This is a genomic window from Serratia sp. A07 (assembly GCF_058725505.1).
On the sequence record NZ_JBZXDO010000175.1, the window covers coordinates 1 to 1,162 of the forward strand.

The 1,162-nt window shown below is 60.0% G+C and carries 3 protein-coding genes and 1 pseudogene; 2 read left to right on the forward strand and 2 right to left on the reverse strand.

Annotated elements, in window-relative coordinates; all coding sequences use genetic code 11:
- Both tnpB and tnpA read right to left on the reverse strand, forming a co-directional pair.
- Positions 1-114, reverse strand: a 114-nt coding sequence (gene tnpB, locus AC4PR2_RS28965) for an IS66 family insertion sequence element accessory protein TnpB (RefSeq protein WP_492176060.1), incomplete at its 3' end; no start/stop codon positions are given.
- Positions 111-494 (reverse strand): annotated as a pseudogene (gene tnpA, locus AC4PR2_RS28970) (IS66-like element accessory protein TnpA); the annotation flags it as partial. The gene tnpB and the pseudogene tnpA, both read right to left, overlap by 4 nt.
- A gap of 186 nt (positions 495-680) precedes the next feature.
- On the opposite strand from tnpA, the gene AC4PR2_RS28975 reads away from it, so the two are divergent.
- Together AC4PR2_RS28975 and AC4PR2_RS28980 are read left to right on the forward strand one after the other, a co-directional pair.
- Positions 681-923: a DUF7609 family protein gene (locus AC4PR2_RS28975; RefSeq protein WP_492176058.1), complete on the forward strand. Its 243-nt coding sequence runs from the start codon at positions 681-683 to the stop codon at positions 921-923.
- Between the two features lie 3 nt (positions 924-926).
- Positions 927-1,162: Rpn family recombination-promoting nuclease/putative transposase (locus tag AC4PR2_RS28980; protein ID WP_492176059.1), on the forward strand; the 236-nt coding region annotated here is incomplete at its 3' end.

The window sequence follows — 1,162 nt, forward strand, 5'->3', positions numbered from 1 at the left end:
CGGATCGTCGTTGAGGACATTCTGCACGCGCGACGCCAGGCCGTTGAAGCCATTTCGCATGTCGGTAACGCCGGCGACCAGCCAGATGCGAGAGCCCGCAGGAAGTGAGATCACCGCCGACCTCGCTTCAGTTCGCGAACCAACGTTGCCAGCATGGCCGGCGTAAGGTGGCCAGACAGCTTCAGGTGAGCTCGGCCGATAGCGACCTCACAGACCTGCTCGGGTTTTGGCTGTGTTGCTGGAGCCGAAGAAGCCGCTGGCAGCAACGCAGGCGGGTGTTCGACCACCACAGGAACAACCTTGTTCTCGATGACAACGGGTGCGTCAGCATGCTGCTCCGCAGGTTTCTCGATAAGGTGGCGATAGCGACGACGCCATTTGAACAGCAGGTTATCGTTAATACCGTTGTTACGCGCCAGCAGTGCGACGCTGACGCCCGGTTGGAGGGACTTCTCGACCATGGTCAACTTGAACTCCATGGAGTAGTTGGCACGAGGGGTATCAGGGCTTGTCATAGATGGTGTCCACTTAAAATAGGTGGACACCATCCTTAATCATCCCAGTCTAAACCGGAAGACGTCCTAAATGGGGCGCTTACGAACGACCAGCCAGCTGCGCCTGAGATTATCGAAGACGAGATTATCGACACCGGCACCGAAGAGTTTGCCCACGTGGTGGCCATGATGGTGCTGCTCGAGCCCGGCATGTCCTACACCCATTCGGTGGCCCTCTCTCCCGACTATGGTGCCGGGCAAATCGTCCAGGACGTCAACAGCCTCAAAAAGCGCGCCCGCCGCCTGCTGGTGCCGGCCATGCACGAAGCCGCCAAACGGTCAGGCCAGGTCTACAACATCGAGAGCAGCCTGGTGCTCTACCCGTCAGGTCGCCTGTTCGCCCAGGCCATCGTCACCCGCAGCAGGTAAGTCATGAGCAAACCCACCGCCTCCCCACACGACGCCGTGTTCAAGGCCTTCCTCACCCACCCGGAAACCGCCCGCGACTTCCTGCAGCTGCACCTGCCGTCCAACCTGCTCAAGGTCTGCAACCTTGACACCCTGAAGCTCGAATCCGGCTCCTTTATCGAGGATGACCTGCGCGCCTGCTACTCGGACGTGCTCTACTCTCTCGATACGGCCCGCGGGGACGGGTACGTCTATTGCCT